10 protein-coding genes are annotated in these 7963 nt (G+C 57.6%); 7 read left to right on the top strand and 3 right to left on the bottom strand.

What is annotated here, in order from left to right; genetic code table 11:
- On the top strand, positions 1-808 hold an 808-nt coding region (locus MXAZACID_RS14665; RefSeq protein ID WP_008495249.1), incomplete at its 5' end, for a site-specific integrase.
- 174 nt (positions 809-982) lie between these two features.
- Here the strand turns inward: MXAZACID_RS14665 and MXAZACID_RS20505 are convergent.
- The gene (locus MXAZACID_RS20505; RefSeq protein WP_083878804.1) at positions 983-1432 is read right to left on the bottom strand and encodes a DUF4113 domain-containing protein; all 450 of its coding nucleotides are present in this window, start codon (positions 1430-1432) and stop codon (positions 983-985) included.
- Positions 1353-1619, bottom strand: coding sequence for a hypothetical protein (locus MXAZACID_RS19440; RefSeq protein WP_168118432.1), 267 nt, complete (start codon positions 1617-1619; stop codon positions 1353-1355). Before MXAZACID_RS19440 ends, MXAZACID_RS20505 begins: the two co-directional genes overlap by 80 nt.
- A gap of 104 nt (positions 1620-1723) precedes the next feature.
- Here MXAZACID_RS19440 and MXAZACID_RS14675 point away from each other — a divergent pair, with 104 nt between their 5' ends.
- The 4 genes from MXAZACID_RS14675 to MXAZACID_RS14690 all read left to right on the top strand — a co-directional run bounded on the left by MXAZACID_RS14675 (position 1724) and on the right by MXAZACID_RS14690 (position 5285).
- Positions 1724-1993, top strand: coding sequence for a tyrosine-type recombinase/integrase (locus MXAZACID_RS14675; RefSeq protein WP_008495251.1), 270 nt, complete (start codon positions 1724-1726; stop codon positions 1991-1993).
- A gap of 347 nt (positions 1994-2340) precedes the next feature.
- On the top strand, positions 2341-3051 hold the full coding sequence (locus MXAZACID_RS14680; protein WP_008495252.1) for a DJ-1/PfpI family protein: 711 nt from the start codon (positions 2341-2343) through the stop codon (positions 3049-3051).
- Positions 3052-3108: 57 nt separating this feature from the next.
- The gene (locus MXAZACID_RS14685) at positions 3109-4074 is read left to right on the top strand and encodes an NAD(P)-dependent oxidoreductase (protein WP_008495253.1); all 966 of its coding nucleotides are present in this window, start codon (positions 3109-3111) and stop codon (positions 4072-4074) included.
- 263 nt (positions 4075-4337) lie between these two features.
- Positions 4338-5285 carry a GlxA family transcriptional regulator gene (locus MXAZACID_RS14690; RefSeq protein ID WP_008495254.1) on the top strand — a complete coding sequence of 316 codons (948 nt, stop codon included), beginning with the start codon at positions 4338-4340 and terminating at the stop codon, positions 5283-5285.
- A 76-nt stretch (positions 5286-5361) separates the two neighbouring features.
- Here the strand turns inward: MXAZACID_RS14690 and MXAZACID_RS14695 are convergent, their stop codons facing one another.
- Positions 5362-6168, bottom strand: a complete 807-nt coding sequence (locus MXAZACID_RS14695) for a DJ-1/PfpI family protein (RefSeq protein ID WP_008495255.1) — start codon at positions 6166-6168, stop codon at positions 5362-5364.
- Positions 6169-6393: 225 nt separating this feature from the next.
- Here MXAZACID_RS14695 and MXAZACID_RS14700 point away from each other — a divergent pair, with 225 nt between their 5' ends.
- Together MXAZACID_RS14700 and MXAZACID_RS14705 are read left to right on the top strand one after the other, a co-directional pair.
- Positions 6394-7158, top strand: a complete 765-nt coding sequence (locus tag MXAZACID_RS14700; protein WP_240376681.1) for an SDR family oxidoreductase — start codon at positions 6394-6396, stop codon at positions 7156-7158.
- An 87-nt stretch (positions 7159-7245) separates the two neighbouring features.
- A complete protein-coding gene (locus MXAZACID_RS14705; protein ID WP_168118447.1) occupies positions 7246-7683 on the top strand; it encodes a DUF4440 domain-containing protein in 438 nt (145 codons plus the stop codon).
- Positions 7684-7963 lie beyond the last annotated feature (280 nt).

The following is a 7963-nucleotide window of genomic DNA, read 5'->3' on the forward strand; positions in this document are numbered from 1 at the left end:
GCCGGACCTGACCCCGCCCTATCGTACCCAGGGTAAAATCACGCATCGGCCTTGGTTCAGCCCTGAGGAATACAAGCAGCTGTACGAAGCGGCGCGGGCCAATGCGAAAGCGCCAGAGCGGGCGCATTACAGATGGAATGCCGAACAGGTCTACGATTTTGTGCTGTTCATGGCCAATACCGGGCTGCGGCCGGATGAAGCGTTTAATCTGCAGCACCGGGATGTGACGATTGCGAATGATGAAGCGGGTAAGACGGATATTCTGGAAATTGAGGTGCGCGGTAAGCGTGGTGTGGGGCATTGCAAAAGCATGCCGGGCGCCGTGCGGGTGTATGAGCGGCTGCTGGCGCGGGCCAAGCCCGTGCAGGGTGAGTCACGCCGCGAGCGGCAGTTGCGGCGCAAAGCCGGTAGCGCAGCACCCGTGGTGCCGGAACTGGAATACCCGAAGCCGACGGACCTCGTGTTCCCGGGTAATCACATCAAGCTGTTCAATAATCTGCTGGAGCGCGCGGGGCTGAAGATTGACCGCGATGGTAAGGCCCGGACCGCGTATAGTTTGCGCCATACCTATATCTGCATGCGGCTGATGGAGGGTGCCGATATTTATCAGGTGGCGAAAAATTGCCGCACCAGCGTCGAGATGATCGAGAAGCATTATGCCATCCACCTGAAGAACACGCTCGATGCCGCTGCGATCAACGTCGTGCGCAAGAAGACCGCGAAGGGAAGGCCGAAAGCCACTGTCGGAAATAGTGCGCGTGATAGCGGTGTGGGTAGAGCCAAGGTGCTCGGTGAGGATGCCGATTAGAGGCGGTCGAACCGTCGCAAAAAATGCTGCATATGACTCCGCTTTTTGAAAGCCGGGCGCAGGCTTGGCTGAAAAGCGATCCGCTTGGCGGATCGCCCAAAAAGCGCACCCCTTGCGGGTGCGCAATCTGGGGCTTGGCCCCGCTTAAATATGGTCAGCTGTTCATCGATGTTCTCAAAACGCCTTTGCCACCAGCATCTCCTCAGCGCGGGTCGTGTAGCGCGGGGAATGGCGGGCCTGGCGGCTGGCCCAAGTCATCGTTGTGCCGGTTGCGGCAGTGCGTAACATGCCACGGCCGAAGCGGGCGTTTACAGCATCAATGGCCGCCATGGCGCGGGCGGATTTGGCAGCATCGCGCGTGGCGAACATTTGCACTTGCTGGCGGGCCGGGGTGAGGTTGGCCAGCATTACGCCTGCCTTGAAATAACGGTGGCCGGGTCGCCAGCAGACGCGCAGCAGGCGCATGGTCTCACTGAGCAGCGCCAGCGTGTCAGAGGTGGGCTCAATTTGCGCAGCACGGCTCGCACTATACCAGGCATCGCCATTATGCGGGTTGGTTACGAAGCCGTTGCGCCGTATGCTGCTGTTTGGCGTGAACGCCGCAGTCAACCTCGAGCACCGCATCAATCCAGGCAATATGCGGCCCAAGCTTCGGCGAAACCGGCCATTCCCGCCGACGGTAGCCCGGTGGTGCCGAATACTGCAGCATCTCGGAAATCGTGTTCCGCTGAACCCCAAACTGCCGCGCAACCTCGCGGTGGTTCAGGCCATCAACCATCACAGCACGCCGGACGGCACCATAAAGTTCCACTCTAAACATCCTTCCAGCCAATCAATGCCAGTAAGGGCATCAATCGGCCTAGCAGGACCGGTACACTTTTGCGCCGCCATAGCAGCCGCAAATCAGCCGGTTCAGTGGTACACTTTGCCGCCGCTATTTCTACTGCCGCAAAGGCCGCACAGATCAGCAAACATGTCAGCCCACACACGCTGCGGTACAGTTTTGCCACCCACCTGCTCGAAGATGGCGTCGACATCCGCGTCATCCAGGTGCTGCTTGGCCACACCAAGCTCGAGAACACCGCGCTCTACACCGAGGTAGCGGCACGAACGGTCCGGGCCGTTATCTCACCGTTCGATAAAGTCATAGCGCTGATGGAGTCGCCGGCGGCACCCGGCCCCTGAGCGGATCATGCGTACCTCACTCGATGTCGCCGCTCTCCTCCCGAAAAAGAAATGTCGAGTGAAACAGTGGAATTCGGCGCCGAGCCGTTCTCAAAACTGGCCATTTTTGCGGGGCGAGCAAGCTGGTAGTTCTTGTCGGAGGCGCCGCCGGTTCGAGCACTCTGTAAATCGAAGTGGCGCTTTATAAGGGTTATATGTCCTTTGAGGTATTACGCGCCGGATCCATATGAACGTCATCGTTTTCCATTTCGGTGAAGGAAGACGCTATCGATCATAAATCACGCGAGACGGTATCCGTTGTATTGTCGTGCCTCAATTGTTGATGTCTTTGCAACGAGGAAAAGGATATGCAGGCGATTACTGCGAATAGGCACTTAAAAATTGGCGGTCTGATCTTTCCAAATTTGGACCAATGTGACTTCACGGGCCCATTTGAAGCACTGTCGCGCATTCCAAACTCGACGTTCTACACATTGTGGAAGGACAAAAATATTGTTCGGGATATGCAGGGAATGCAGCTGGTGCCCGACACCTCCTTCGAAGATGCACCACAACTCGATGTGCTGCTCATTCCCGGGGGGTATGGCCAGGAAGAAGCCGCCGCAGATGAGGAAGTTCTTACATTTATCCGCAAGCAATCTAGTCATGCCCTATATGTTTACTCGGTGTGTACCGGGGCTCTCATCTGCGGTGCTGCCGGCTTGTTGCATGGCAAAAAAGCAACGACACATTGGACAGCGATGGAAGTGCTGCCGTTGTATGGCGCTATTCCAAGCGCTGATCGCGTCGTGATCGACGGCAATTACGTGAGCGCCGGAGGCGTTACTTCAGGCATTGACGGCTCTCTTATCTTGGCCGCACTTCTTCGCGGAGATCAGGTTGCAAAAGAACTCCAGCTCTACATGGCCTACGACCCCCAACCACCGTTTGACTCAGGCTCTCCTACGAAGGCATCTGCTGATGTCTTGATTACCGTCAGTGCGCGAGCGCGGGAAATTACTGAACGACGCTTTGCTAGCGCCCGCAAGTACGCGGAGCGAGCATTAGGTCCTATGTAAAATCCGCAGCAGGGCCATGAGATCCATCCTCAACGTTCGAACGGAAGGTGAGCCTTGATGAAGATTCTTGTCACCGGCGGCACGGGGTTTCTCGGCAGCCGCCTGATTGCTAAGCTCGCGCAGGCCGGCCATGAGGTATTCGCCATGACGCGCTCAGTCGTATCGCACGACGCGCTGCGTGCATCGGGCGCGGTGCCAGTGGACGCCGATCTGGAAAGCACGACGCCTCTCTCGTTGCCGGTGGTTGACGCCGTCGTGCACGCGGCCGCCCTGTTTCGGTTTTCCGGCCCCCGTGAACCCTATTTTCGGACCAATGTGGACGGCACAGCCGCGTTGCTTGCGGCTGCTGAGAGGGCAGGTGCAACACGCTTCATCTTCATCAGCGCCGCCGGAATCATTATGGATGAAGCTGGGCGCCCTACGAATGGCACCGATGAAAGCGCGCCGACATTCCCGAACCATTTTTCCGCCTATCTCGCCAGCAAGGCGCAGGCCGAGGCGCTTGTTCTGGCCGCCAACAGACCCGATTTTTGCACGATCGCGCTTCGCCCTTCGGCGATATGGGGCCCCGGTGATCCATTCAGCCGCGAACTTCCCAGGGCGATAAAATCTGGGCAGTTCGCCTTCATCGACCGGGGCGAATACGCTTTTTCGACCTGCTACGTGGACAATGTGATTGAAGCCATCGAAATCGCACTCCAATCCGAAATGGGCGGGCGGGCCTTCTTCATCGCTGATCGGGAACAACAGACATTCCGCGCATTCATCGCGTCGCTAGCGGACGTGCAGGGCTTGTCGATCGATGAACTGCGCTCCATGCCCTATTGGCTCGCATCTGCCATTGGCCGGGTCATGGATGCGGTTTGGAGGCTCATGCGGCGAGAGGACGATCCGCCGATCTCTCGTTCAATGATGCGCATGATCGGTCGGGGATTCAGCATCGATGATACCGCCGCGCGCCGGGAGTTGGGCTACGTCGGGCGGATATCGCGTGCCGACGGCCTGCGTGGATATAAGGTTTAAGCCGATTCTAAGGATTTTGACGAATGCCGCCGGTGGTGCGGCCGCATTCGTCCAAGTCGTCCCGCTTCTTCATGATGTGCTGCGCCTTACGCTGATTGGTTTGGCTAACCTTGTGAGGAAGTTGCGCCGCACGCCTTGTAGTCGCAGCACTATGTCCTGATCGGCGTCTGCTTGACGCCGAGGAGCGCGCATTTTTCCCGGTTTACACCAAAGTCACAAAGAAAGCGGTGGCCAATAAAGCAAATTTCCCTTAGATTAAGACAATGCACCAAATCGGCCTTTTCGTTTGCCCTAACCACCAGACTCTCGATCTCGCGGGGCCGTTGGCTGCATTTGAAAAGGCGAACGGCTTCGTTGAAGGCAACCCCTATCGCTTGGCGGTGATTTCCGAGTTTGGAGGCACTGTCGTTGGAAGCGCAGGCGTTCCCATTCAGACACAGCCTTTTCGTAGCATGACGTTCGATACGGTAATCTTCGTCGGCGGCGGCATCGGACCTTTTCAAGAACCTGGTGTCATCGCGGCGGCAAAGGACCTCGCTGCGCGAGCTGCCCGCGTGGCGAGTGTTTGCACAGGCGCGTTCTTGCTTGCCGAGGCCGGGCTTCTAGATGGCCGCCGCGCAACCACCCACTGGCGTCTCGCACCAGAACTCCAGCAGCGATATCCTCTGGTCAGAGTCGAGGCGGACCGCATCTTCATCTCCGACAACAACATCTGGACTTCGGCAGGGATCTCGGCGGGCATCGACTTAGCGCTGGCGCTGATCGAAATCGACTTCGGAACCGAAATTGCGCGCGAGGTTGCGCGTGAGCTTGTCGTGCCCTATCGCCGCTCCGGCGGCCAGTCGCAGTTTTCAGCCATGTCGCAGATGGAACCTGACTCGGACCGTATCCGCATGGCGCTCGCGTTCGCGTGCGTTCATCTGGTAGAGCCGCTGCCGATCGAGAGGTTGGCGGAAGCAGCTAGACTGAGTGTCCGTCAATTTGGGCGGGCTTTCCGGCGCGAGACCGGCGAGACGCCGGCCAAGGCAGTGGAACGTTTACGTGTCGAGGCGGCAAGCATCAGGTTACGAAGCGGGGCCGAGCCGATCGAGCAGATCGCGAAAGCCGTAGGCTTCACCGATCCGGAACGGATGCGCCGGGCGTTCGTCAAGTTGCACGGCCATCCGCCACAAGCAATTCGGCGCGCCAAGCGTCAAGAGAATGCCGTTTAGCTGATGGCGTATCCCCCTCGGCGGCCCCGAGGGGGATACGCGACCCGAATATTCTGGGCCGTGTGCCCGCCCCGTTCTAAAGAATCGGTTGCATCAGGCCGTACTCCGAGCCGGGCAGCATTTTGTAGACCGCGTCGCGAACTTTCGGTGGCGCATCAGACGGGTTCCCGGCATGGAATGGAGGTTGCGGGTCATACTGGACGAGCAGTTGCGCCTCTTGTGCAGCCTCGGCGCCCCGGAGTGCAGCCGCTATCGTTAAACCGAAATCGATGCCGGCGGTGACACCACCGCCGCTCATGAAGCGGCCGTCCGTTACGATGCGTGCAGGATCAGGGATTGCTCCGTATTTCTTGAGATCGTTCAGGAACGCCCAATGGCACGCGCTGCGCTTCCCTTTCAGCACGCCCGAGGCGGCCAGGATAATTGACCCCGTGCAGACCGACGTGACGTATTGCGCGGTCTCAGACAGCCGGCTGACGTGCGCAAGTATCTCTGGTTTCATCATCGCTGAGAGATTGAGACCGCCAGGAACGCAAATCACATCCACTTTGTCTACATCAGCGAGCTTCTCAGTCGGTCCAAAGACGACACCGTTCTCCAGCGTGACAAGACCACCAGCCGGGCTTGCGAACCGCACCTTCACGTTAGGCAGGAGCGTGAGAATTTCATGGGGCCCGGCAAAATCCAGAAGTGTTCCGTTGGGGTATATCGCGAACAGAAAGTCGATAGGCTTTCCAGCTTCACCGCTCGCGGATGCGTGCGCTCCTCCCGGAATAAGGCTGGCTGCGGCGAGCGCCACACCGCCCATAAGTATCGCCTGCCGCCGCGAACGGCCTTCCTCACTCAGTTTTTCCTTGGTTGATTCATCAAAAACTCTAGACATATCGGGTCTCCTATCCTGTCCCGCGAAGCGGGCTGGTTGCTGGGCACCTGGATGCTTAGCGTCTCGCCCATATTTCCTAAAGGACATATTTCCCTTATTTTACGCCATCAGAGGCTGGGTGCAGATAATGTCCTGTTTTAAGGGAAATACGTCCTTTGAGACAAGCTATAAATCACTAAATTAGAGCCGAATGATGGGCGCGCCTGCAGCCATCTATTGCACATTGTGTATGAGGAGTTCGGTATGCGACTTTCAGGAAAAACAGCACTTATCACTGGCGGCACGAGTGGCATCGGCCTTGCCACCGCAAAGCTCTTCTTAAAGGAGGGCGCCCGCGTTATCGTTACCGGCCGCAACGAATCTCGTTTCGATGATGTCAGAGCAGAACTTGGCGACGGGGTCCTCATCGTTGCGGCTGATGTTCGATCTATTGAGGCCATGCAAGCGGTCACTGCTCAAGCGCAGCAGGCATTTGGTGGACTCGACATTCTCTTTGCGAACGCCGGCTACGTCATCCCAACGCCGCTCCAATCGATTGACGGGCATCAGTATGAAACAATCATGGACGTAAGCGTCAGAGGGGCCGTGTTCACGATGCAGGCCGCGTTGCCTGTACTTCGGGAAGGCGCATCAGTTGTCTTAACAACTTCGTTTATCAATCAAACAGGCAAGCATGGACTGTCGCTGGTCGCCGCCGCTAAGGCCGCAGTCCGCTCGCTCGCGCGCAGTTGGTCCTTTGAACTGCTCGACCGTAAAATCCGCGTTAACGCGGTCGCCCCCGGGGGTATCGAAACGCCGCTGCTGGGCAAGCTCGGCTTGTCCGAAGCCGAGGTGGAGAATTTCAAAGTTCAGTTCGCCTCGACCGTGCCCCTCGGGCGAATGGGCCGAGCCGAGGAGGTCGCTGCCGCGGTCCTCTACCTCGCAAGCGATGAGTCCCGATACGTCCTCGGGACAGAGCTGGTGGTCGATGGCGGCTGCTCGCAGCTCTGAAACCAGAAGCCAGTTCCACGACAAACTCTAATCATTGGAATAGCTATGACAAAGACAAAGCCTATCTCGTACCTCCTGGGGGTCTTAATGGCCTTCGCTCTTCAATGTGTTTCAGCCTTTGCGGCCACCATACGTTCGCCAGACGAAGCTGCTGTGAAGGCTGTGACCGAACAGTTTGCCGCTGACCTTGCCAAGGGTGATCTCAAGGCAATCTCTCTTCTTTATACCGATGACGCCAAAGTCCTGCCGCCCAACGCAACAGCGATTTCCGGCCGGGCTGCAATCCTCGCTTATTTCGAGAAGAACCTGCGGCCGGATCTCGTGGCGCGCGCCAAGTTCGACCATTACGAGATCTATGGTGGTGACGACGCTGCGGCCAGCATCTCCGAACTGAAGATGTACAATGGCAAAGGCGACATCATTGAACGTGGCAGGCAGACCATCGTCTTGATCAAACAAGGCGGAGAATGGAAGATCCATCGCGACATGTGGTCTGATGATACTCCAGCCAAGGTTTGCAACTGACTACGAAGGCGGGTTGGCGGTGACGTCTTGTCCGATCGCTTTGAGTTGATCAACTGGGTGGAAAATATAACCGCTTGTTGGAGCCGAACTGCGGTGTTTCGTTCGCCTTTTGCATGAATAGCGGGGGAGTGACCTGTCTTCCTGGAAGCATCGTCGGAAAGCGTTCAAGAAGTAATCGGTCCCGCTGCGCAGTAGCCTTTCGATCCCCAAATCACTCCTCAGCCATGGTGGCCAAATGGAGGAAGTGATGGGACATTCAGAATTTAATACTGGCTTTAAC

The organism is Acidocella sp. MX-AZ02, assembly GCF_000306035.1.
GTDB lineage: Bacteria > Pseudomonadota > Alphaproteobacteria > Acetobacterales > Acetobacteraceae > Acidocella > Acidocella facilis.